Genomic DNA, 23,452 nt, shown 5'->3' with positions numbered 1-23,452 from the left:
CGGGACGTTGATTGCGGGGCATATCGGCTCGAAGCGTGAAAACAGAAAGGGCCACTTTAGTGGCCCTTGCGTCAAACGCCTAGCGGAATGGCGGTTCGTCGAAGCTGCGCAGTTTGCGCGAGTGCAGGGAATTGAGCTGCGTGCGCATCAGGTCAACTGCCGCGATACCGATCTTCAGATGCTGGGTGACCGCGCGCTCATAGAAGGCGTTGGCCGAACCCGGCAGCTTGATTTCGCTGTGCAGCGGCTTGTCGGATACGCACAGCAAGGTCCCGTAAGGCACTCGCAGGCGGTAGCCTTGAGCGGCGATGGTGCCGCTTTCCATGTCCACGGCCACGGCGCGGGACAGATTGATGAGCGGTCGCTCCTGAGCCCAGCGCAACTCCCAGTTACGGTCATCGTAGGTCAGCACGGTGCCGGTGCGCAGGCGTTTTTTCAGATCGTCGCCACGCTCGCCGGTGACTTGCGCCGCCGACTCCTGCAAGGCGAGCTGCACTTCGGCCAGCGCCGGGATCGGGATGTTTGGCGGCAATACGCGGTCAAGAATGCCGTCGCGGCGCATATAGGCGTGGGCCAGCACGTAGTCGCCGATAGTCTGGGACTGACGCAACCCGCCGCAGTGGCCGATCATCAGCCAGCAGTGCGGGCGCAGCACGGCCAGGTGGTCGGTGATGTTCTTGGCGTTGGACGGGCCGACGCCGATGTTGACCAGGGTCACCCCATGGCCATCTTCGGCGATCAGGTGATAGGCCGGCATCTGGTAGCGGTGCCAGACCACGCTGGAGACGATGGCCTGGGCCTCGCCGTGATCCATGCTCTTGTCGACGACGACGTTGCCCGGCAGCACCATCTTCACGAAGCGCGGGTCGTCGCGCAGTTTTTCCAGGCCGTGGACGATGAACTGGTCCACATAGCGATGATAGTTGGTCAGCAGAATCCAGGGCTGCACATGGCGCCAGTCGCTGCCGGTGTAGTGCACCAGGCGGCGCAGGGAGAAATCGACACGGGCGGCGTCGAACAGCGCCAGCGGCAACGGGTCGGTGTTGGCCCAGTCGTAGAGGCCGTCGGCGATGCCATCGGTGGCGGCGGACAGGTCGGTGCTGGGGAATACGCGGGCCAGGGTCGCGGCGGTCACGCCGGTGCCCGCCAGTTCATCACCCTGCTCGACCACGTACGGATACGGGATGTTCTGCTCGCTGACGCCCACTTCTACCGTCACGGTGAAGTCGTTCATCAGGGGCACGAGCTGTTCGATCAGGTATTTGCGAAACGCCGCCGGGTGGGTGACGGTGACGCTGTAAGTGCCCGGCAGCTGAACCTTGGCGTAGGCGCGGGTGGTCAGCGGCACTTCGCCCTGGCAGTGATAGGTCAGGCGTAATTCGGGGTAGCGGAACAGCAGACGCTCGGCGGCGTCGGGCTCAACGCGGTCTTTCAGATAACGCTTGAGCGCCTGGCTCAAGGCAGTGGTTGCACGTGCGTGCAGCTCGGCAAGGCGATCGACGGCCTGCTCGGCGGTTTCTACAACAACAAAGGCTTCATTCACGATGTGCATCCTTCTGATCTTGCAAGGTTCCATCTTGCCTGCAACGGCGGGGGAAGGCACGAAATGAGTAATGAGGCGCACAATACATCATGCACTACGCAATCCCTGTAGGAGCGCGCTTGCCCGCGACCGCGGTGCGTCAGCCGACATCAATGGGTCAGACACATCGCAATCGCGGGCAAGCGCGCTCCTACGGTTCACGCAACGCCAGGTGACGAACGCGCCACCAACGCCTCCACATCCACCCCGCGCGGCAGCGCGCCGTACACCCGGCCGGGGTGTTCCAGGCGGCCTGCGATGAAGCCGTCGCTGACCACCGCATTTCCGGCCTCCAGCAATAGCCTGGCCTGAAGCCCGACCGCTATGTCCTCGGTCAGTTGCCGGGCGCGGTACTGGATGTCGCTGGTGTCCTTGAATGCGGCCTTCAACCGGTCGATGTGCGCCGCCAGACGCCTGTCGCCATGGCCATCTCCCAACTCATCGAACAGGGCATCGAGCACACCGGGCTCCTTGGACAGGGCGCGCAACACGTCCAGGCACTGCACGTTGCCCGAGCCCTCCCACGTCGAGTTGACCGGCGCTTCGCGATAGAGGCGCGGCAGAATCGTGTCCTCGACGTAACCCGCGCCTCCCATGCACTCAGCGGCCTCGTTGATCATTGCCGGCGCGCGCTTGCAGATCCAGTACTTGCCCACCGCCGTGACCAGCCGCGCAAACCGCGCTTCATGGGAATCGTCCAGCCGCTCCAACGAGCGCCCCATGCGCAGACTCAACGCCAGCGCCGCTTCACTTTCAAGTGCCAGGTCAGCCAACACGTTTTGCATCAAAGGCTGCTGGCTGAGCACACGTGCGCCCACACTTCGATGGGCACAATGATGGGCTGCCTGGGTCAGGGCCTGGCGCATCAGGGCGCTGGATCCGGTCATGCAGTCAAAGCGGGTCATTGCCACCATTTCGATGATGGTCGGCACGCCGCGCCCTTCCTCGCCCACCATCCACGCCAGCGCGCCACGGAACTCCACCTCGCTCGAGGCGTTGCTCCAGTTGCCCAGTTTGTTCTTCAGGCGCTGTATGTAGAACTCGTTGCGGGTGTCGTCCGGGCGATGGCGAGGCAGCAGGAAACAGGTCAGACCCTTGTCGGTCTGGGCCAGGGTCAGGAAGGCATCGCACATCGGCGCCGAGCAGAACCACTTGTGGCCAACCAGTTCATAGGCCTGGCCCGGACCGGGCTGGCCGACCGGATAAGCGCGGGTGGTATTGGCCCGCACATCGGTGCCGCCCTGTTTTTCGGTCATGGCCATGCCGATGGTGACCCCAGCCTTGTGGGCGATGCCGACGTTGCGCGGGTCGTATTCGGTGGCGAGGATTTTCGGCAGCCAGGTCTGCGCCAGGTCCGGCTGCAACCTGAGGGCCGGCACGCTGGCGAAGGTCATGGTCAGCGGGCAACCGCTGCCCGCCTCGGCCTGGCTGTGCAGGTAGCTCATGGCGGCGCGAGCGACGTGGGCGCCTTCGCGGGGGTCGGTCCAGGGCAGCGACGGAATGCCGTGCTCGACGGCCGTCTGCATCAGTTGGTGATAGGCGGGATGAAACTCCACCAGGTCGATGCGATGACCGTAGCGATCATGGCTGGCGAACACCGGTTTGTTCTGGTTGGCGAGAAAGCCGGCTTCCATCAGCGGGCCACCGGCCAACGCGCCATAGGCGTCGATCCGCGCCTGCGCCCACCCGGCACCGAAGCGCTGCGACCACTCCTGCAACGGCAGGTCGATGCGGTAGAGATTGGCGCCATCCAGCGACGGCGGCTGGTTGGTGACTTCGTGGGTCTCGGCGAACTGATGCAGGTTCATGAGGCGGCTCCGGTCGGCAGTCAAGCACCAGTGAAGCACGCACCCTGCGCCTGACAAAGTGCCGTAGACGACTAAATGACGGCGGATTTGCCCTCTTTTGCCGAACCCGGACCGATCGCCTGTAGGAGCGCGCTTGCCCGCGATGGCGGTGTTCCTGTGCCATCGATGCCGTCTGACACACAGCCGTCGCGGGCAAGCGCGCTCCTACAGGGCGAGTGGAGTGTCAATGAATGCCGGGGCGGGTCAGGTGACCGGGGCCTTGGCCTGTGTGACATCCAGGCTCAATCTGAACTGGCTGCCAGCGCCAGGCTCGGACTGGTGGCTCAGACGCCCGCCTTGCAGCTCGATCAGTTGCCGGCAGATCGCCAGGCCAATGCCCAGGCCGCCGTATTCGCGGGTCATCGACCCATCGACCTGGTAGAAATTGGCGTACAGCGTTTCCTCGTCCAGGCGGTTGAACCCGATGCCGGTGTCGATCACATCCACCAGCAGCCGCACATGCTGCGCGTCGGTGCACTGACCGTTGACGCGAATCCTGATCGAGCCCTGCTTGGTGAATTTGATTGCGTTGTCGATCAGACAATCCAGACACTGGCGCAACTTCAGCGCGTCACCCTCCAGGCTGTCCGGCAGTTCGTCCGCCACATCCACGGTCAGGGTCAGGCCCTTGCACCGGGCCATTGGCTCGAAGGTGCTGCGGGCCTGGAACAGCAGGTTGCGCAGGCTGAACATCTCGGTCTGGTAGGTGATTCGTCCGGCCTGCAGCTCGGTCAGGGTGAGGATGCCGTTGACGATGCCCATCATGTTCTGCGCCGAATCGGCTGCGGTCTGGCGATACAGCGCGATCTCGTCTTCGCCGCCTTCCATCTGCATCAGCTCCAGCGAACCGATCACTCCATTCATCGGCGTGCGCAATTCGTGGGTCAGGGTCGCGAGGAACTCATCCTTCAACCTGTTACTGACCGCCAGTTGCTGGTTGAGCTTCTCCAGGTCCCGGGCCGAGTCTTCGGTGATCTGCGCCTGGCGATCGCGCATGGTGTTGATCCGGTCGGCCAGCGCCAGCGACAGCAGCGCGACCTCGACTACCGAGCCGATCTGGCTGGCGTACATGGTCCAGAAGGTGTTGGGCAGGTGCCCCAGCAACATGGTCGCATTGACGATCCCGCCAACCAGGAACGCTGACCAGCCGAAGATGAAATACCGTGCAACGCGTCGCCCCTTGAGCCAGGCGACGATGCCGATCAGCAAGATGACCGGCGTGAAAATCAATACCAGCCCCGTGACCAGACGCAACGCCACGCCGTAATCCATGGTCAGCGACAGGACCATGATAATCGCCGCACAGGCCATCATCACCAGCAGTGGCGCATCCAGCCAGCAGCCCAGGCGCGGGGTCTGCAGGAACTTGCGGGCGAACTGGCTGGCGAACAGGATCGCGGCGGCGATCAGGAAGGTCGTGGAGGTGTTGGCCCACCAGGGGTTGTCGGGCCACAGGTATTCGATCCCGGCACCGTTGACCGACACCTGGTACAGGCCGAAGCAGGTGATGTACAGGATGTAGTAGAGGTAGCTGGTGTCGCGCACGCTCAGGTAGATGAACAGGTTGTAGACCAGCATCACCGCCAGCACGCCGTAGATCATCCCCAGGATGTACAGGCGCGAGGGTTGCTCTTCTATATAGGCGTGGCTGGCCCAGAGGTTGAGCGGTGCCTGCACCGAGCCGTGACTGGCGACCCGCACATAGGCGGTCTTGGTTTCATGGGGTTGCAGGTTGAGGTCGAACAGGTAGTTGTTCTGCCGGATCTGCCGGCTGTGGAACGGCAGCATGTCGCCGGTCTGCCAGGTCAGGCTCGGTGCCGCAGACTCACTGGCCAGGTACAGGTCGACGTGGTCCATCGGCGGATAGGCCAGTTCCAGCAGCCAGTCCGAAGACGCCACGGGATTCTTCGGGCGGTAGGTCAGTTGCACCTTGAGCCAGAACGCCGAGCGCGAGTAGCCGGCATTCAGGGTCGCGGCGTCCAGCGCACGAAACTTCGCCGCGCCTTCTGTCGAAGCAACCTGTTCGATGGTGGCGTCACCGGTGGGGTCTTCGAACACCTGGGTCGCGCGGCCCAGTGCCAGCGTGCGGGTGTTCTCGTCGAATTCCACCGCGCTGGCCAGCATGGGCATCAGCAGCACGAGCAGGGTCAGTAAAATACGCATGCAACACCGCCCACATTGTTCTGGGCGGCGTGGTTGATCCCCCGGTCTACTGGAAACAGCATTTGAATCCGGGCCGAGCGCTCGGCCAACTGACTAAACGGGCAACGCACTTGCAATTACTCTTTTGGCGGGACAGACAAACAGGCTAGACAGCATAGCCACTGATAGCTAGATGACACCACCTTAATCGTCACACGCCAAGCTTTCTGTTGGCTTTCATGACGACTGGTGTTCGTACGGCCGCCACCGATAGCGGGGCCGTGAAAAATCTGCCGACGACCAGCGGCCCGGCAAAAACTTTAGTGGTAAGCTCGCGCACCATGAATATCTATAGCTCCCGCCCCGTTGTCCTCTGTCTCTCCGGCCACGACCCCAGTGGCGGCGCCGGCCTGCAGGCAGATATCGAAGCCCTGCTCGCCCAGGGCTGCCACGCCGCACCTGCGGTCACCGCCCTGACTGTGCAAGACACCGTGAACGTCACCGACTTCCGGGTGCTGGATCGCGAGTGGGTGCTGGCCCAGGCCAACGCCGTGCTCAACGACTCCACCGTTGCCGCCGTCAAGCTGGGCATGCTCGGCTCGCTGGAAATGGTCGATACCGTGGTCGAACTGCTCACCGCCCACCCGCATCTGCCGATGGTCTGCGACCCGGTGCTGCGTGCAGGTGGCGGCGGCAGGCTTGGCAAGGATGAAGTCGGCTATGCCATGCGCGAGCGTTTGCTGCCGCTGGCAACCATCGCCACACCGAACCTGCCCGAAGCGCGAATCCTGGCCGAGCTGCCGGAAGGCACCGCCGACGAGTGCGCCGAGAAACTCCTGCCGTACTGCGAGCACCTGCTGATCACCGGCGGCCATGGCGATGAGCAGGAAGTGCACAACCGCCTGTACATCCCCAACGGCCAGTCGCGCACCTTCACCTGCCAGCGCCTGCCGGGCAGCTATCACGGTTCGGGTTGTACCCTGGCCAGCGCCCTGGCCGGTCGCCTGGCGCTGGGGCAGGACGTCATCAGCGCGGTACAAACCGCGCTGGACTACACTTGGCGCACGCTGCGCGATGCCGAACAGCTGGGCAAAGGCCAGTTCGTGCCTCGTCGCCTGCCGCTGGATTTCTGCTCCTAGCGTCACGAGATCAAGAGGCACCCCTGAATGAAATTGCGTGGCTTGTATGCCGTTACCGACAGCCAACTGTTGGCTGGCAAATTCCTGTCTTATGTCGAAGCGGCCCTGGATGGCGGCGTGACGTTGCTGCAGTACCGCGACAAGTCCGGTGATGAAACCCGCCGTCTGCGCGAGGCATCGGAACTGCTCAAGCTGTGCGAGCGCTATAAAACGCGACTCATCATCAACGATGACGCCGAAGTGGCGGCGCGCCTGGGCGTTGGCGTGCACCTGGGCCAGACCGACGGCTCGCTGCCCGACGCCCGCGCCCTGCTCGGCCACAAGGCCATTGTCGGCGCCACCTGTCACGCCGAACTTGCGCTGGCTGAAAAGGCCAAGGCCGACGGCGCGACCTATGTGGCCTTCGGACGTTTCTTCAATTCCAACACCAAGCCGGGCGCCCCTGCGTGCAGCCTGGAAATGCTGGCCGAAGCGCGAAAACGCATCTCGCTGCCGATTGCCGTGATTGGCGGGGTCACCCTGGAAAACGCAGCGCCCCTGGTGGCCCACGGCGCCGATCTGCTGGCCGTGGTGCATGGCCTGTTCGGTGCAGAAACCGCTCAGGAAGTCACCCGCCGCGCCCGCGCCTTCAACGACTTGTTCAAAACGGCCTGATCTCGTTTCAGGCCGTCACAACCCTATTCGATTCAAACAGAGACCTCATCATGTCCCGTTCTGAAACCCTGTTCGCCAACGCCCAGAAACACATCCCCGGCGGCGTCAACTCGCCGGTTCGCGCCTTCAAGAGCGTGGGCGGCACTCCGCTGTTCTTCAAGCACGCAGCCGGCGCCTATGTCACCGACGAAGACGACAAGCGCTATGTGGATTACGTCGGCTCCTGGGGTCCGATGATCCTGGGCCACAGCCATCCGGACGTCCTGGATGCCGTGCGCAAGCAACTGGAACACGGCCTGTCCTACGGCGCTCCGACCGCGATGGAAACCGAGATGGCGGACCTGGTCTGCTCGATCGTGCCTTCCATGGAAATGGTGCGTATGGTCAGCTCCGGCACCGAAGCAACCATGAGCGCGATCCGCCTGGCCCGTGGCTACACCGGCCGCGACAGCATTATCAAGTTCGAGGGCTGCTACCACGGTCACTCCGACAGCCTGCTGGTGAAGGCCGGTTCCGGCGCGCTGACCCTGGGCGTGCCAAGCTCGCCGGGCGTGCCTGCCGCGTTCGCCAAACACACCCTGACCCTGCCGTTCAACGACATCGAAGCGGTCAAGGCGATGCTTGCCGAAGTCGGCCAGGAAGTGGCGTGCATCATCGTCGAGCCAGTCGCCGGCAACATGAACTGCGTTCCGCCTGCACCCGGCTACCTGCAAGGCCTGCGCGAAGAATGCGACAAGCACGGCGTGGTGCTGATTTTCGACGAAGTGATGACCGGTTTCCGCGTTGCTCTGGGCGGTGCCCAGGCCTATTACGGTGTCAAACCTGACCTGAGCACCTTCGGCAAGATCATCGGCGGCGGCATGCCGGTGGGCTGCTTCGGTGGCAAGCGCGAAATCATGTCGCACATCGCGCCATTGGGCCCGGTCTATCAGGCGGGCACGCTGTCGGGCAACCCGCTGGCGATGGCCGCTGGTTTGACCACCCTGCGCCTGATCAGCCGCCCGGGCTTCCACGACGAACTGAGCGCATTCACCACGCGCCTGCTCGAAGGCCTGCAACAGCGCGCTGACGCTGCGGGCATCCCGTTCGTGACCACCCAGGCGGGCGGCATGTTCGGCCTGTATTTCACCAGCGCCAAGCAGATCGTCACCTTCGAAGACGTCATGAGCAGCGACGCAGAGCGCTTCAAGCGCTTCTTCCACCTGATGCTCGAAGGCGGCGTGTACCTGGCGCCGAGCGCGTTCGAAGCCGGCTTCACCTCCATCGCCCATGGCGAAGCGGAGTTGCAGCTGACCCTGGACGCGGCCGAGAAGGCGTTTGCCCAGCTCAAGTGACGCACATCACCCGTAGCAGTCCGGCTCGCCGGCGAACAGGGAGTGTCAGTCACGGCAAGGCTGGCTGACACGACGCCGTCGCGGGCAAGCGCGCTCCTACAGGTCGGAACGCGATCACTTGTAGGAGCGCGCTTGCCCGCGACGGCGTCGTCCTATAATCACCCTGGCAGGTTGATTTGCGATATCCGTGGGTTATTTTTATTGGATGTTTAGTTCTGCACGCCGCTTTGACGCCCTGAATACAGGCAAATCAAGCCCGTGCAGCAGAAAAACTGCAAAGACTTTGTAAGGTTGGCCCTGCTTATTTCATAATGCGCAGCCAGCACGTTCAGCTGGACGGGCATACCCGCACCTTTTTCAGAGGTAAGTCGACTTCCATGAATCGCACCGGCCGCACCCTTGCATTGGGCTGCCTGTTGCTTCTTCATCCCCTGCTGGCGAATGCAGGTGGCAACTCGTTGTTAATCCCAGCGGTGGGTCGTTGCACCCTGAATACTCAGCCGGACAACTTGCCAGCAGCGCTGGCGGCCTGTCAGCAGGCGGCAAAGGGCGGGGATGCGCAAGCACAATACGAGTTGGGACAGTTCTATTACGACGGCAAGAATGCACCGCGTGATCTGACTCAGGCACTCAACTACTTCGAACAGGCCTCGTTGCAAGGCCATGCCCAGGCACAGTATCAACTGGGCCTGATGTTCTTCCGTGGCGAAGGCGTGCAAGCCAATAACATCCAGGCTTATATCGTGCTGAAGATGGCGGCGGTCAACGGTTCGGAAGATGCCCTGGACCAGGCCGACGAAGTTTCCGCACAGATGAAAAAGGAAGACCTGGAAGTCGCGACCCAAGTACTGGGCCAGATTTTCCGCAAATACCTGCTGGAACTGCAAACCGCCGAAGGGCGCACACCTTTCGCGCCCTTCCCCGACACCAGCAAGCCTTAACCGGGCTACTTGTCCTGCATCGGCATCGGGAACGGCATGACGTTTCCGGTCGGGCGCGCCTCGCTGATTTTCGCCGTTCCCATGCGCTCCACCTCGTCGATACGCACGATCGAATGCATCGGCACAAAGCTGCGCACCACGCCATCGAACTGCGCCTTGAGCTTTTCTTCGCTGGGATCCACCACAACGGTCGTGCGCTCACCGAAGACGAATTCCTCCACTTCCAGGAAACCCCACAGATCGCTTTGGTAGATCTGTTTGGCGTACATCTCGAACACCTGTCCCTGGTTGAGAAAAATCACCTTGTAGATTGGAGCTTCGCGTTTGGTCATAACAGGCAGGTAATGATCGGTGTCTTGAAAGGGCGCGAACTATAGCATGCCGCTCGTGAGGCAATGCTAGGAACCCGGGGCCCGCAGCACTATAATGCGCGGTTCTTCGAATCACCTGATGAACCCGCATGGCCAAGAAGCTCTACATCGAAACCCACGGCTGCCAGATGAACGAGTACGACAGCTCGCGCATGGTGGACCTTTTGGGCGAACATCAGGCACTGGAAGTCACCGCACGCGCGGAAGACGCCGATGTCATCCTGCTCAACACCTGCTCGATCCGCGAGCGGGCGCAGGATCGCGTCTACTCCCAGCTTGGCCGCTGGCGTGAACTGAAGCTGGCGAACCCACAGATGGTGATCGCGGTCGGCGGTTGCGTTGCCAGCCAGGAAGGCGCGGCGATTCGTGACCGTGCGCCCTACGTCGATGTGGTGTTCGGCCCGCAGACCCTGCACCGCCTGCCGGAAATGATCGACGCGGCGCGTACCACCCAGTTGCCGCAGGTGGACGTGTCGTTCCCCGAGATCGAGAAATTCGACCACCTGCCCGAGCCCCGCGTGGACGGCCCGAGCGCCTACGTGTCGGTCATGGAAGGCTGCAGCAAGTACTGCACCTTCTGCGTCGTGCCGTACACCCGTGGCGAAGAGGTCAGCCGGCCGTTCGACGACGTCATCACCGAGGTGTTCCACCTGGCCGAGAACGGCGTGCGCGAAGTGACGCTGCTGGGCCAGAACGTCAATGGTTATCGCGGCACCACCCATGACGGCCACGTGGCAGACCTCGCCGAGCTGATTCGCACAGTCGCGGCCATCGACGGCATCGACCGCATTCGCTACACCACCTCGCACCCGCTGGAATTCTCGGACAGCCTGATCCAGGCCCACGCCGAGGTGCCCGAGCTGGTCAAGCACCTGCACCTGCCGGTGCAATCGGGCTCGGACCGTATCCTGGCGGCGATGAAACGCAACCACACGGTGCTCGAATACAAATCGCGCCTGCGCAAGCTGCGCGCAGCGGTGCCGGACATCTGCATCAGTTCGGACTTCATCGTCGGCTTCCCCGGCGAAACCGAGAAAGACCACCTGAACACCATGAAGCTGGTCGAAGACGTGGGCATGGATTTCTCTTACTCCTTCGTCTACAGCTCGCGCCCGGGCACGCCGGCCGCAGACCTGGCCGACGACACCCCGGAAGAGGTCAAGAAGGAACGGCTCAAGCAACTGCAGGAGCTGATCAACCGTCAGGGCTTCGAAATCAGCCGCAAGATGGCCGGCACCGTGCAGCGCATCCTGGTGACCGACTACTCGAAAAAGGACCCCGGCGAGCTGCAGGGCCGCACCGAGAACAACCGCATCGTCAACTTCCGCTGCGACAACCCCAAGCTGATCGGCCAGTTCGTCGACGTGCACATCGACAGCGCGCAACCGCATTCGCTGCGTGGGTCGTTGCTTCAGTAACCTGCACAAAGCCCTGTAGGAGCGCGCTTGCCCGCGACCGCAGTGTGTCAGCCAGATTCAGGTTGACTGACACACCTCAATCGCGGGCAAGCGCGCTCCTACAAGAGAAATCGAAGCTGCTCACAGACCATTAGTAAGCGGCCCCTTTCGAACACCGCCCGCAGGGTTTATCCTTCATCTCATCATTCTTGCCGTCGGGCGGCTAAAAACCACTTTGAACGCACCTATCGAACCACATCGTTTCAGCCTCGAACCTATCGAGGCCCATCGCTTCGCCAATCTGTGCGGGCAATTCGACGAGCATTTGCGCCTGATCGAACAACGCCTGGACATCGAGATCCGCAATCGCGGAGGCCAGTTCGAGATGATCGGCGAGCGCAAACAGACCACCTCGGCCGAAAACCTGCTGCGTCGACTGTATCGGGAAACCAAGAGCACCGAGCTGTCACCGGACATGGTTCACCTGTTCCTGCAGGAATCGGGCGTCGAAGAGCTGGATAACCATCCTGCCGCCGAAGTCGGCGTTGCCCTGCGCACCAAGAAAGGCATGATTCGCCCACGGGGCCTGAATCAGCAGCGCTACGTGAAGGAAATCCTGGCCAACGACATCAACTTCGGCATCGGCCCGGCCGGTACCGGCAAGACCTACCTTGCCGTGGCCGCAGCCGTCGATGCGCTGGAGCGCGAAACCATTCGCCGCATCCTGCTGGTTCGTCCGGCAGTCGAAGCGGGCGAGAAGCTCGGTTTCCTGCCTGGCGACCTGGCGCAGAAGATCGACCCGTACCTGCGACCGCTCTACGACGCACTCTACGAGATGCTCGGCTTCGAATACGTGGCCAAGCTGATCGAGAAACAGGTGATCGAAGTCGCGCCGCTGGCCTACATGCGCGGCCGCACCCTTAATAACAGCTTCATCATTCTGGACGAGAGTCAGAACACCACCGTCGAGCAGATGAAGATGTTCCTGACCCGTATCGGCTTCGGCTCCACCGCCGTCATCACCGGTGACATCACCCAGATCGACCTGCCTCGCGGCACGAAATCCGGCCTGACCCACGTCATCGACGTGCTCAAGGATGTACCGGGCATCAGCTTCACGCACTTCGCACCCAAGGACGTCGTGCGTCACCCACTGGTGCAACGCATCGTCGAAGCCTACGAGCGCTTCGAGGCCAACGCCGCCCAGAACGGCCAGGCCAGCGGGGATAATCGCCGCGATGCTTGAACTGGACCTGCAAATTGCCAGTGAAGCCAGTGCCCCGAGCGAAGCCCAGTTTCGCCTCTGGTGCGAGATGGGCCTGCGCCAGCGCTCGGCTGACTCGGAAATGACCATCCGCCTGGTCGACGAAGCCGAAGGCCGCGAGCTGAACCACACCTGGCGTCACAAAGACTACGCCACCAACGTGCTGTCGTTCCCTGCCGACGTGCCCGACGATCTGCTGGACATCCCCCTGCTGGGCGATCTGGTGATCTGCGTGCCGGTCGTCGCCCGCGAGGCTGCCGAACAGGGCAAGGCGCTGGACGCCCACTGGGCGCACCTGGTGATACACGGCTGCCTGCACCTGTTGGGCTTCGATCACATCGATGACAACGAAGCCGAAGAGATGGAAGCACTGGAACGGGAGTTGCTTGCAGAACTGGGCTACCCCGATCCCTACGCCGACGACGAACTCGTCGACACCCCACACACTGCAACACCCGGCAAGGACCACGAGTAAGGGCTATGAGCGAAGACCGATCGAGCAACGGGCAAAAGTCATGGTTGGGCAAACTGACCCAGGCATTTGCCCACGAGCCGAAAAACCGCCAGGAGCTGCTAGAGCTGCTGCGCGAAGCCCACCAGAACAAGCTGCTGGACAGCGAAGCGCTGGCCATCGTCGAAGGCGCGATTCAGGTCGCCGACCTGCAGGTTCGCGACATCATGGTGCCGCGTTCGCAGATGATCAGCATCAAGGCCAGCCATAGCCCTCGTGAATTCCTGCCTGCGGTGATCGACTCGGCGCACTCGCGCTACCCGGTCATCGGCGAAAGCCACGACGACGTGCTCGGCGTGCTGCTGGCCAAGGACCTGCTGCCACTGATCCTCAAGGACGACGGCGGCGCGGGCGATGTGAAGAACCTGCTGCGTCCGGCCACCTTCGTGCCCGAGTCCAAGCGCCTGAACGTGCTGCTGCGTGAATTCCGCGCCAACCACAACCACATGGCCATCGTCATTGACGAATATGGCGGCGTGGCCGGCCTCGTCACCATCGAGGACGTGCTGGAGCAGATCGTCGGCGACATCGAAGATGAACACGACGTCGAGGAAGACAGCTACATCAAGCCGTTGCCCAGCGGCGACTTCCTGATCAAGGCGCTGACGCCGATCGAGAGCTTCAACGAGTTCTTCGACAGCGAATTCTCCGACGACGAATTCGACACCGTCGGCGGCCTGGTGATGAATGCGTTCGGGCATTTGCCCAAGCGTAACGAAATCACCGAAATCGGCGCGTACCGTTTCCGCATTCTCAACGCCGATAGCCGTCGTATCCACCTGTTGCGCCTGAGCCCGATCTCACGCTAAGGAATGTAAATGCGCTGGATCACCCGCCCCGGCTGGCCCGGTAACCTGCTGGCCATGGTGGCTGGCGCATTGGTCACCCTGGCCCTGGCGCCATTCGATATCTGGCCGCTGGCGATAGTGGCGCTGGTGCTGTTCTACCTGGGCCTGCGCGACCTCAAGCCTCGTCAGGCACTGTGGCGTGGCTGGAGCTACGGCTTCGGCCTGTTCGGCGGCGGCACCAGTTGGATCTACGTCAGCATCCACACCTATGGCGAGGCGCCGGTGTGGCTGGCGGTGTTCCTGATGGTGCTGTTCTGCGCATCGGTGGCGTTCTTCTTTGCCCTGCCCGCCTGGCTCTGGGCGCGCTGGATTCGCCGCAACGAGGCGCCGCTGGCCGACGCACTGGCCTTCGCCGCCCTGTGGTTCGGCCAGGAAATGTTCCGTGGCTGGTTCCTTACTGGCTTCCCCTGGCTGTATTCCGGCTACAGCCAGCTCGACGGCCCACTCCAGGGCCTCGCGCCGCTGGGCGGAATGTGGCTGATCTCCTTTACCCTCGCGCTCACGGCGGCCTTGCTGTGCAACCTGCCTCGCCTGCGGGCACGCAAGAGCTTTCTGGTCACGGGTATCGTTCTGCTGCTGGCACCCTGGGTCGCAGGTATCGCCCTGAAGAATCACGCCTGGACCGAGCCTTCCGGCGCGCCATTGAAGGTCGCGGCCATGCAAGGCAACGTCGAGCAGAGCATGAAATGGGACCCGGCTGCGCTCAATGCGCAACTGGCGCTGTATCGGGACATGACGTTCACGGCGCAGAAAGCCGACCTGATCATCTGGCCGGAAACTGCCGTGCCGGTGCTCAAGGAGTCGGTGGAAGGTTATCTGTCGGTGATGGGCAAATTCGCCGCCGAACGCAATTCGGCCCTGATCACCGGCGTGCCCCTGCGGCAGATGGGCGGTCACGGCGAATATCGCTACTACAACGGCATTACCGTGACCGGCGAAGGCGATGGCACCTACCTGAAACAGAAGCTGGTGCCGTTTGGCGAGTACGTGCCCCTGCAGGACGTGCTGCGCGGGCTGATCACCTTCTTCAACCTGCCGATGTCGGACTTCGCTCGCGGCCCTGCCGACCAGCCGCTGTTGCAGGCCAAGGGATACCAGATCGCGCCGTTCATCTGCTATGAAGTGGTGTATCCGGAATTCGCTGCCGGGCTGTCTGCCCAGAGTGACCTTTTGCTCACCGTGAGTAACGACACCTGGTTCGGCACCTCCATCGGCCCGCTGCAACACCTGCAAATGGCGCAGATGCGTGCGCTGGAAGCTGGCCGCTGGATGATCCGCGCCACCAACAACGGCGTCAGCGCGCTGATCGACCCGTTCGGCAAGATCACCACCACCGTGCCGCAGTTCGAGAAAGCGGTGATGTACGGCGAAGTCACCCCGATGCGCAACCTCACGCCCTATCTGCACTGGCGCTCGTGGCCGCTGATCGTGCTGTCGCTGCTGCTGATCGGCTGGGCACTGATAGCAAGCCGAATCGCCAAAACCGTTTGATGTTGCGGCAAACCTTGTAGGATCGCGCTTGCCCGCGACGGCGTCGTGTCAGGTTCATATTTGGCACAGACAGATCGCGTCGCGGGCAAGCGCGCTCCTACAGGTTTTGCATCACCGGTAGAACAATTTGTAACCCACCAGCCCCGCCGCTTCGTTCAGCAACTGCCCGTTCTGCCACACCGCCCTGGCTTCCGGCGACCAGCCGCCAAACGGGCGCGCATTGTCCTTGCCCAGATACCCCACAGGCGCAGGCACCACGCTGAAACCGGCCTTCTCGAAGCTCCACACCGAGCGCGGCATATGCCAGGCCTGAGTCACCACAACCACCCGCTTGATGCCCTGAGGCAATAGCATGGCAGCGGACATCGTGGCGTTCTCCCAGGTCGTGCGGCTCTCGCCTTCCTGCCAGCGCACGGTCACGCCGAAGTCATCGCGCAGCGAATCGGCCATGATCGCCGCCTCGCTGGGCGGCTCACCGTAGTGCAGGCCACCGGTGACCAGAATCGGCAATCCCGAAGCCTTGGCCATCCGCGCCGCATAGCGCATCCGCTCAAGGGCGGTGCCGGTAGGAATGTCGCCACCCCAACTCGGATCATTGCGCTCGCGCCCCGAGCCCAGCACCACGATGGCATCGGCCCGTTGCGCCAGGGTCGCCCAGTCGCTCTGGGGCATGGGGGGAATTGTCTCGATGCCCTTGCCCGACCACTCGACCACGATCGGCAAACTCATGGCCCACATGCCGCCCAATCCGACCACAAACAGCACTCGCGCAACTAGCGGCCTGGACTTTCTCAACCACCAGGCAAACACCATAAACAGCAGGAATATGCCCGGGGGCAACAAGAGGTTTTTGAGGAAGTAACGAAAAGGCATCGGGCATCTCCAGAAAGATGCCCGAAGCCTAAAAGGATTGACGCTAAGCAACAATGCTTAATCAGGCGGGATTGAAACCCGCGAAGGTTAACGCTTGAAATGTTTGCTGGAACTGTAACGACTCAACTTCGACGACACCTTGGCGCGACGCTGATCCTTCAGCCAGATGACATTGGCTGATGTGCGCGGGGCGCGGACCGGTTCGGACGGCTCACGTGACGCGCTTGAACTTCCCTTCTTCAGGTTCGATGCTTCCCCTTTTGCGACGGCTTCTCTCTTGTCCGGATGTGCAACATCCAGATAAGCCTCGATCAGCTGGAATTCGGCCTGGCTCAAACCACGCAACTCCAGTTCAGCGGGGTATTCATTGCGAAGCCGGACTGCTGTTTTCGCCATGTCCAAGGCCAGCCCCAGACGATCGATCAAACGGTCATACAGATCAGGTTTCTCTACTTGGTGCCGCAACTCTCCCATCCGCTCACCTCACTGAAGATAAACACATACCCTCGTAAATGAGCTTAGCGGCACTGTAAAAACCGGCGCGATGCCGCGACCAACGGCGGCGCGCGGGCCATCGGGGCAAATCAGGGTTTCCCTAGGCAGTCGGCGCTCATGTATGCTACGGCGCTTCCTGTAATTCCACTTCCGCTCACCGGAACACGAACACCGCGCGTCAGCCGATGCCCCTTGAGGCAGGTAACGCCCACCCGTTCCGGGAACGCAGCGAAGAGGTCAAGGGTCACCAATCTCAAGTCAAAAGTAGCCATGCACGAACTCTATCAGCCCCGCGAAATCGAAGCCGCCGCCCAGACCTTCTGGGAAGAGCAAAAGTCCTTTGAAGTCAGTGAACAGCCAGGCAAGGAAACCTACTACTGCCTGTCGATGTTCCCTTACCCGAGCGGCAAGCTACACATGGGGCACGTGCGCAACTACACCATCGGCGACGTGATCTCCCGCTACCAGCGCATGCTCGGCAAGAACGTCCTGCAACCCATGGGTTGGGACGCCTTCGGCATGCCGGCGGAAAACGCCGCGATGAAGAACAACGTGGCCCCGGCCAAGTGGACCTACGAAAACATCGCCTACATGAAGACCCAGCTTCGCAGCCTGGGCCTGGCGGTGGACTGGTCCCGTGAAGTCACGACCTGCAAGCCGGATTACTACCGCTGGGAACAATGGCTGTTCACTCGCCTGTTCGAAAAAGGCGTGATCTACCGCAAGAACGGCACCGTGAACTGGGACCCGGTCGACCAGACCGTTCTGGCCAACGAACAGGTCATCGATGGCCGCGGCTGGCGTTCGGGCGCAGTGATCGAGAAACGCGAAATCCCCATGTACTACTTCAAGATCACGGCCTACGCCGATGAGCTGCTGGAGAGTCTGGATGACCTGCCGGGCTGGCCTGAACAGGTCAAGACCATGCAGCGCAACTGGATCGGCAAGTCCCGCGGCATGGAAGTGCAGTTCCCGTACGATCAGGCCTCGATCGGCGAAGCCGGCGCGCTGAAAGTCTTCACGACCCGTCCTGACACCCTGATGGGCGCCACCTACGTGGCCGTGGCCGCCGAGCACCCGCTGGCGACCCTGGCAGCGCAGAACGATCCTGAGCTGCAAGCTTTCATCAACGAATGCAAGAGCGGCAGCGTCGCCGAAGCCGACGTCGCCACCCAGGAAAAGAAAGGCCTGCCGACCTCGCTGTTCGTCGAGCACCCTCTGACCGGCGAAAAGCTGCCGGTGTGGGTCGCCAACTATGTACTGATGCACTACGGCGATGGCGCTGTAATGGCAGTACCGGCCCACGACGAACGTGATTTCGAGTTCGCCAACAAGTACAACCTGCCGATCAAGTCGGTCGTGCGCACCAGCGCCGGCGACGAGTCCCCTGCCCCATGGCAGGAAGCGTATGGCGAGCACGGCGAACTGATCAACTCCGGCGAGTTCAACGGCCTGGACTTCTCCGGCGCGTTCGACGCCATCGAAGTCGCGCTGATCAAGAAAGAACTGGGCAAGTCGCGCACTCAGTTCCGCCTGCGTGACTGGGGCATCAGCCGTCAGCGTTACTGGGGCTGCCCGATCCCGATCATTCACTGCCAGGCATGCGGCGATGTGCCAGTGCCGGAAGATCAACTGCCCGTCGTGCTGCCTGAAGACGTGGTGCCGGACGGCGCCGGTTCGCCACTGGCGCGCATGCCTGAGTTCTACGAGTGCAGCTGCCCGAAATGCGGCCAGCCTGCCAAGCGTGAAACCGACACCATGGACACCTTCGTCGAGTCGTCCTGGTACTACGCTCGCTACGCCTCGCCGCACTTCGAGGGTGGCCTGGTGGAAAAATCCGCGGCTGACCACTGGCTGCCGGTCGATCAATACATCGGCGGCATCGAGCACGCGATCCTCCACCTGCTCTACGCGCGCTTCTTCCACAAGCTGATGCGCGACGAAGGCCTGGTGAGCTCCAACGAGCCATTCAAGAACCTGCTGACCCAGGGCATGGTGATCGCCGAGACCTACTATCGCCGCGAAGCCAACGGTGCCTACACCTGGTTCAACCCGGCGGACGTCGAACTCGAGCGCGACAGCAAGGCCAAGGTCATCAGCGCCAAACTGATCGCCGACGGTCTGCCGGTGGAAATCGGCGGCACCGAGAAGATGGCCAAGTCGAAGAACAACGGCGTCGACCCACAGTCGATGATCGATCAGTTCGGCGCGGACACCTGCCGACTGTTCATGATGTTCGCATCGCCGCCTGACATGAGCGCCGAATGGTCCGACTCCGGCGTCGAAGGCTCGCACCGCTTCCTCAAGCGCGTCTGGCGTCTGGCTCAGGCCCACGTAGCTCAAGGGCTGCCGGGCAAGCTCGACATTTCCAGCCTGACTGACGAGCAGAAAGCCGTTCGCCGTTCGATCCACCTGGCCATCAAGCAGGCCAGCCACGACGTCGGCCAGAATCATAAATTCAACACCGCCATCGCTCAGGTCATGACGCTGATGAACGTGCTGGAAAAAGCAGCCCAGGACACCGAACAGGATCGCGCGCTGGTTCACGAAGGTCTGGAAACCGTCACCCTGCTGCTGGCACCGATCACTCCACACATCAGCCATGAGCTGTGGAACCGACTGGGCCACACCGGTGCCGTGATCGACGCGACCTGGCCGGTACAGGATGAAAGCGCTCTGGTGCAGGACAGCCTGACGCTGGTCGTCCAGGTCAACGGCAAGCTGCGCGGGCAGATCGAAATGCCGGCCAGCGCCAGCCGCGAGGAAGTCGAAGCTGCTGCACGGACCAACGAAAACGTCCTGCGCTTCATCGACGGCCTGACGATCCGCAAAGTGATCGTGGTACCCGGCAAACTGGTGAACATCGTCGCCAGCTGATTGGATCGGGCGCCAGAACGATTCTGGCGCCGAACACACTTGCAGAGCCCGCACTTTCGGGTTCAAACGGATTCAAGGGGAGCAACAAGATGATCAAACGCAATCTGCTGGTAATGGGCCTCGCCGTGCTGCTGAGCGCCTGTGGTTTCCAGCTGCGCGGCACCGGCACCAACGCCCTGTCGATCAAGGAGCTGGACCTGAGCGCCCGTGACGCCTACGGCGACGTGGTCACCCAACTGCGTCAGACGCTGACCAACAGCGGCGTGCACGTCTACACCGGCGCCCAGTACAAACTGTTCCTGGCCCGCGAAGACGAAACCCAGCGCACCGCAAGCTACGCAGGTTCCGGTCGTTCGGCTGAATATGAGCTGACCACCGTGCTCAAGTACGAAGTCCAGGGCATCAAGGGCGTTCCGCTGCTCGATGACAACGTTCAGACCACCAAGGTCTTCGTTCACGACGGCAACAACCTGATCGGTTCGGATCAGGAAGCCGAGCAGATCCGCAAGGAAATGCGCAGCGACCTGGTGCAGAAGATGATGGCACGCCTGCAACTGCTGACGCCGCAGCGTCTGGACGAGCTGCAAGCCAAGGCTGATGCCGCGGCCCGTGCACAGGCCGATGCCGAAGCGGCCGCCCAGCGCGTTCGCGACGAGACGCCTCAGCAGTCGCCTATCGAAATCCCGTCCAAGTGATGGCACTGGGGCCGGTTCGCCGGCCCCAACCTTTTCCGAATCATGAAACTCGCCCCCGCCCAACTCGCCAAGCACCTGCAAGGCACACTCGCGCCTGTGTACATCGTCAGCGGCGATGACCCGCTGCAATGCCAGGAAGCCTGCGACGCCATCCGTGCCGCGGCTCGCCAGCAGGGTTTCGATGAACGCCAGGTATTCAGCGCCGACTCAAACTTCGACTGGGGCACCTTGCTGCAAGCCGGTGCGAGCATGTCGCTGTTCGCCGAACGACGCCTGCTTGAACTGCGCCTGCCCTCGGGCAAGCCCGGTGACAAAGGCGCCGCTGCCCTGCTGGAATACTGCGCCCGCCCTGCCGAAGACACGCTGCTGCTCATCAGCCTGCCCAAGCTCGACGGTTCCGCACAGAAAACCAAGTGGGGCAAGGCGCTGGTCGAAGGCCCGCAAACCCAGTTCGTGCAGATCTGGCCGGTGGACGCCAGCCAGTTGCCGCAGTGGATTCGTCAGCGCCTGGGCCAGGCCGGCCTGGCTGCCAGCCCCGATGCGGTCGAGCTGATCGCCGCGCGTGTGGAAGGCAACCTGCTGGCCGCCGCCCAGGAAATCGAAAAGCTCAAGCTGATGGCCGAACAAGGGCAGATCACTGTGGAAACCGTGCAAGCTGCGGTGGCCGACAGTGCGCGCTTCGACGTCTTCGGCCTGACTGACGCGATCCTCAATGGCGAAGCCTCCCACGCCCTGCGCATGCTCGAAGGCCTGCGCGGCGAAGGCGTCGAGCCTCCGGTGATCCTCTGGGCGCTGTCGCGGGAGCTGCGGGTACTGGCCAACCTGGCGTTGCAATACAGCCAGGGCGTGCCGTTGGACAAGGCGTTCAGCCAGGCGCGACCACCCATCTGGGACAAGCGCAAGCCGTTGATGAGCAAGGCCCTGCAACGCCACTCGGCGCGCCGCTGGGCCCAACTGCTGATGGACGCCCAACGCATCGACGCGCAGATCAAGGGCCAGGCCGAGGGTTCGGTGTGGAACAGCCTGAGCCTGCTGTCGCTGCACATGGCCGGGCAACGCCTGCCGCTGCCGTCGGAATAATCTTCCCCCCCGTAGGAGCGCGCTTGCCCGCGATCGCGTCTTTTCAGACACTGATGTGCTGAATGGCACACCTCGTCGCGGGCAAGCGCGCTCCTACAGGTACGCATCGCTCTCGTAGCAGCACGGCTTGCCGGCGGGGGCGATGCGATAGCACAGATCAATTAGACCTGCGCCCGAATCTGGCCGATCATCCCCGCCGCTTTCCCCACACCTGCGAGAGAAAATGCCATGAGCAAAGCCAGGAAGCGGCCAAACAAGGCCAAGTCCATCATCGCCCAGCCCCTGTTCCGCAGCCGCCAGGAACAACCCGCCAAGGGCAAGGGCAGCTACCGCCGCGAAGCCTTCCAGTCGAACAACTGGGAGGCTTCTTCCGTTATGGCGGCCTGAAAAACACGCAAGGTTACTGACCGGCGCCCCGTCGGCCGGGCCAGCATGTTAAGGTCTACACCTTACGGTTTATACCTGTGGACCCCAGAATGCCCTTTAGCTTTCCCCGTCGTTGGCATGTCCGCCAACTGATCGCCGCCGCAAGCACGCTCGTGCTGGTTGCCTGCGCGGAGCAGCCCACTGCCGCCGTCGCCACTCCGCTTCAAACCGCCCCCATGCAGGTCGCCAAGGCCTCGCCGCCGCCTCCCGGTGCCGTAGCGCAGCCAGATGATGGCAATTTCGAAATCCAGCCGGCCATGAGCTTCAGTGAGTGGCAGAGCATGTTCCGCGCCCAGGCCCTCAATGCCGGGATTCGCCCGGATGTGTTCGACAAGGCTTTCGCTGGCGTGACCCCGGACATGAGCGTCGTCAAGGCTGACCGCAGCCAGCCCGAGTTCACCCGCCCGGTGTGGGAGTACCTCGATGGCGCGATGTCCGCCGTGCGCGTGCGCAAGGGCCAGGCGCTGCTGGTTCAGTACGCCGACGTGCTGACGGCCATCGAACAACGTTACGGCGTCGACCGTCAGGCGCTGATCGCGGTGTGGGGCATGGAAAGCAGCTTCGGGCAGTTCCAGGGCACTCAGTCGGTGATCCGCTCGCTGGCGACCCTGGCCTATGAAGGCCGTCGGCCACAGTTTGCCCAGGATCAACTGATCGCCGCGCTGCAGATCATCCAGCACGGCGATATCGACGCGCCAAGCATGCTGGGCTCGTGGGCCGGTGCGATGGGGCAGACCCAGTTCATCCCCACCACCTACAACACCCATGCCGTGGACTTCGACGGCGATGGCCGGCGCGATATCTGGAACTCGCCTGCCGACGCCCTCGCCTCCACTGCCCACTACCTGCAAAGCTCAGGCTGGCAGAAAGGTCAGCCTTGGGGTTTCGAAGTGCAATTGAGCCAAGGTTTCGACTATGCCCTGGCCGATGCCTCGACCCGCAAGAGCATCGGCGAGTGGCAACAACTGGGCCTCAAGCTGCCGAACGGTTCGACCCTGCCCGGCAACCTGTTGCAGCAGCAGGCGGCCCTGTTGCTGCCAGCCGGCTACAAAGGCCCTGCATTCCTGGTGATGGATAACTTCCGGGCGATCCTGAAGTACAACAACTCGTCGTCCTATGCACTGGCCATCGGGCTGTTGTCCGAGCGTTTCACCGGTGGCGGCTATGTGATTGGCCAATGGCCACGCGGTGACCGCCCCCTGAGCCGCTCCGAGCGCATCGAGCTGCAAACCCTGCTCTCGGCCCGTCAGTATGACGCAGGCGCCCCGGACGGCATCATCGGCGCCAATACGCGCAAGGCCATTCGCAGCGCGCAGCAGTCGTTTGGCTGGCCGGCGGATGGCTACCCGACGCAGGAGCTGCTGGATAACCTGCGCCGGCCCTGAAGCACCTACTGTAGGAGCGCGCTTGCCCGCGACCGCGTCATTTCAGACACTGATGTGCTGAATGGCACCCCACCGCGCGGGCCAGCGCGCACCGAACCGG

General features: G+C 62.6%; 20 protein-coding genes. 14 read left to right on the top strand and 6 right to left on the bottom strand.

Annotated elements, in window-relative coordinates:
* Positions 1–79: 79 nt before the first annotated feature.
* The 3 genes from amn to ACIPOO_RS19430 form a co-directional block, all read right to left on the bottom strand.
* The gene (gene amn / locus ACIPOO_RS19440) at positions 80–1,576 is read right to left on the bottom strand and encodes an AMP nucleosidase (protein ID WP_400609226.1); all 1,497 of its coding nucleotides are present in this window, start codon (positions 1,574–1,576) and stop codon (positions 80–82) included.
* A gap of 164 nt (positions 1,577–1,740) precedes the next feature.
* Positions 1,741–3,390 (bottom strand): acyl-CoA dehydrogenase family protein, encoded by a 1,650-nt coding sequence (locus tag ACIPOO_RS19435; RefSeq protein WP_400609106.1) that lies wholly within the window; start codon positions 3,388–3,390, stop codon positions 1,741–1,743.
* Between the two features lie 243 nt (positions 3,391–3,633).
* On the bottom strand, positions 3,634–5,592 hold the full coding sequence (locus ACIPOO_RS19430) for a 7TM diverse intracellular signaling domain-containing protein (RefSeq protein ID WP_400609104.1): 1,959 nt from the start codon (positions 5,590–5,592) through the stop codon (positions 3,634–3,636).
* Positions 5,593–5,912: 320 nt separating this feature from the next.
* Between ACIPOO_RS19430 and ACIPOO_RS19425 the strand changes: the two genes are divergently transcribed.
* The 4 genes from ACIPOO_RS19425 to ACIPOO_RS19410 all read left to right on the top strand — a co-directional run bounded on the left by ACIPOO_RS19425 (position 5,913) and on the right by ACIPOO_RS19410 (position 9,639).
* Positions 5,913–6,710: a hydroxymethylpyrimidine/phosphomethylpyrimidine kinase gene (locus tag ACIPOO_RS19425; RefSeq protein WP_400609101.1), complete on the top strand. Its 798-nt coding sequence runs from the start codon at positions 5,913–5,915 to the stop codon at positions 6,708–6,710.
* 27 nt (positions 6,711–6,737) lie between these two features.
* Positions 6,738–7,364 carry a thiamine phosphate synthase gene (gene thiE, locus ACIPOO_RS19420; protein ID WP_274136747.1) on the top strand — a complete coding sequence of 209 codons (627 nt, stop codon included), beginning with the start codon at positions 6,738–6,740 and terminating at the stop codon, positions 7,362–7,364.
* A 50-nt stretch (positions 7,365–7,414) separates the two neighbouring features.
* A complete protein-coding gene (gene hemL, locus ACIPOO_RS19415) occupies positions 7,415–8,698 on the top strand; it encodes a glutamate-1-semialdehyde 2,1-aminomutase (RefSeq protein WP_274136746.1) in 1,284 nt (427 codons plus the stop codon).
* 377 nt (positions 8,699–9,075) lie between these two features.
* Positions 9,076–9,639, top strand: a complete 564-nt coding sequence (locus ACIPOO_RS19410) for a tetratricopeptide repeat protein (protein WP_274136745.1) — start codon at positions 9,076–9,078, stop codon at positions 9,637–9,639.
* A gap of 5 nt (positions 9,640–9,644) precedes the next feature.
* On the opposite strand, the gene ACIPOO_RS19405 is transcribed toward ACIPOO_RS19410, so the two are convergent.
* Positions 9,645–9,971, bottom strand: a complete 327-nt coding sequence (locus ACIPOO_RS19405) for a DUF1820 family protein (RefSeq protein ID WP_274136744.1) — start codon at positions 9,969–9,971, stop codon at positions 9,645–9,647.
* Positions 9,972–10,099: 128 nt separating this feature from the next.
* On the opposite strand from ACIPOO_RS19405, the gene miaB reads away from it, so the two are divergent.
* From miaB to lnt, 5 genes are all read left to right on the top strand, one after another.
* Positions 10,100–11,428: a tRNA (N6-isopentenyl adenosine(37)-C2)-methylthiotransferase MiaB gene (gene miaB / locus ACIPOO_RS19400; protein ID WP_274136743.1), complete on the top strand. Its 1,329-nt coding sequence runs from the start codon at positions 10,100–10,102 to the stop codon at positions 11,426–11,428.
* A gap of 214 nt (positions 11,429–11,642) precedes the next feature.
* Positions 11,643–12,653, top strand: a complete 1,011-nt coding sequence (locus tag ACIPOO_RS19395; protein ID WP_274136742.1) for a PhoH family protein — start codon at positions 11,643–11,645, stop codon at positions 12,651–12,653.
* Positions 12,646–13,146, top strand: coding sequence for an rRNA maturation RNase YbeY (ybeY, locus tag ACIPOO_RS19390; RefSeq protein ID WP_400609096.1), 501 nt, complete (start codon positions 12,646–12,648; stop codon positions 13,144–13,146). Before ACIPOO_RS19395 ends, ybeY begins: the two co-directional genes overlap by 8 nt.
* Positions 13,147–13,151: 5 nt before the next feature.
* Entirely contained in the window at positions 13,152–13,991 is an 840-nt protein-coding gene (locus ACIPOO_RS19385; protein ID WP_274136740.1) for an HlyC/CorC family transporter, read from the top strand.
* 9 nt (positions 13,992–14,000) lie between these two features.
* Positions 14,001–15,521, top strand: coding sequence for an apolipoprotein N-acyltransferase (gene lnt / locus ACIPOO_RS19380; RefSeq protein WP_274136739.1), 1,521 nt, complete (start codon positions 14,001–14,003; stop codon positions 15,519–15,521).
* 111 nt (positions 15,522–15,632) lie between these two features.
* Here lnt and ACIPOO_RS19375 read toward each other — a convergent pair whose 3' ends face one another.
* Positions 15,633–16,394, bottom strand: a complete 762-nt coding sequence (locus ACIPOO_RS19375; protein ID WP_400609093.1) for a YdcF family protein — start codon at positions 16,392–16,394, stop codon at positions 15,633–15,635.
* An 87-nt stretch (positions 16,395–16,481) separates the two neighbouring features.
* The gene (locus ACIPOO_RS19370; protein WP_400609091.1) at positions 16,482–16,868 is read right to left on the bottom strand and encodes a hypothetical protein; all 387 of its coding nucleotides are present in this window, start codon (positions 16,866–16,868) and stop codon (positions 16,482–16,484) included.
* 291 nt (positions 16,869–17,159) lie between these two features.
* On the opposite strand from ACIPOO_RS19370, the gene leuS reads away from it, so the two are divergent.
* The 5 genes from leuS (at position 17,160) to ACIPOO_RS19345 (ending at position 23,352) form a co-directional block, all read left to right on the top strand.
* Complete coding sequence (gene leuS, locus ACIPOO_RS19365; RefSeq protein WP_400609089.1) at positions 17,160–19,766, top strand: leucine--tRNA ligase; 2,607 nt, start codon at positions 17,160–17,162, stop codon at positions 19,764–19,766.
* 89 nt (positions 19,767–19,855) lie between these two features.
* Positions 19,856–20,461: an LPS assembly lipoprotein LptE gene (gene lptE / locus ACIPOO_RS19360; protein ID WP_400609087.1), complete on the top strand. Its 606-nt coding sequence runs from the start codon at positions 19,856–19,858 to the stop codon at positions 20,459–20,461.
* A gap of 42 nt (positions 20,462–20,503) precedes the next feature.
* Positions 20,504–21,541, top strand: coding sequence for a DNA polymerase III subunit delta (holA, locus tag ACIPOO_RS19355; protein WP_400609085.1), 1,038 nt, complete (start codon positions 20,504–20,506; stop codon positions 21,539–21,541).
* A gap of 228 nt (positions 21,542–21,769) precedes the next feature.
* On the top strand, positions 21,770–21,928 hold the full coding sequence (arfA, locus tag ACIPOO_RS19350) for an alternative ribosome rescue factor ArfA (RefSeq protein ID WP_400609083.1): 159 nt from the start codon (positions 21,770–21,772) through the stop codon (positions 21,926–21,928).
* An 89-nt stretch (positions 21,929–22,017) separates the two neighbouring features.
* Positions 22,018–23,352, top strand: a complete 1,335-nt coding sequence (locus ACIPOO_RS19345; RefSeq protein WP_400609081.1) for a lytic murein transglycosylase — start codon at positions 22,018–22,020, stop codon at positions 23,350–23,352.
* Positions 23,353–23,452 lie beyond the last annotated feature (100 nt).

It is taken from the genome of Pseudomonas sp. NPDC090201, assembly GCF_044746825.1.
In the GTDB taxonomy this organism is placed as follows: domain Bacteria; phylum Pseudomonadota; class Gammaproteobacteria; order Pseudomonadales; family Pseudomonadaceae; genus Aquipseudomonas; species Aquipseudomonas putida_AD.
Note: the sequence above shows the minus strand (reverse complement) of the source record. Positions and strands in the feature narration are given on the sequence as shown.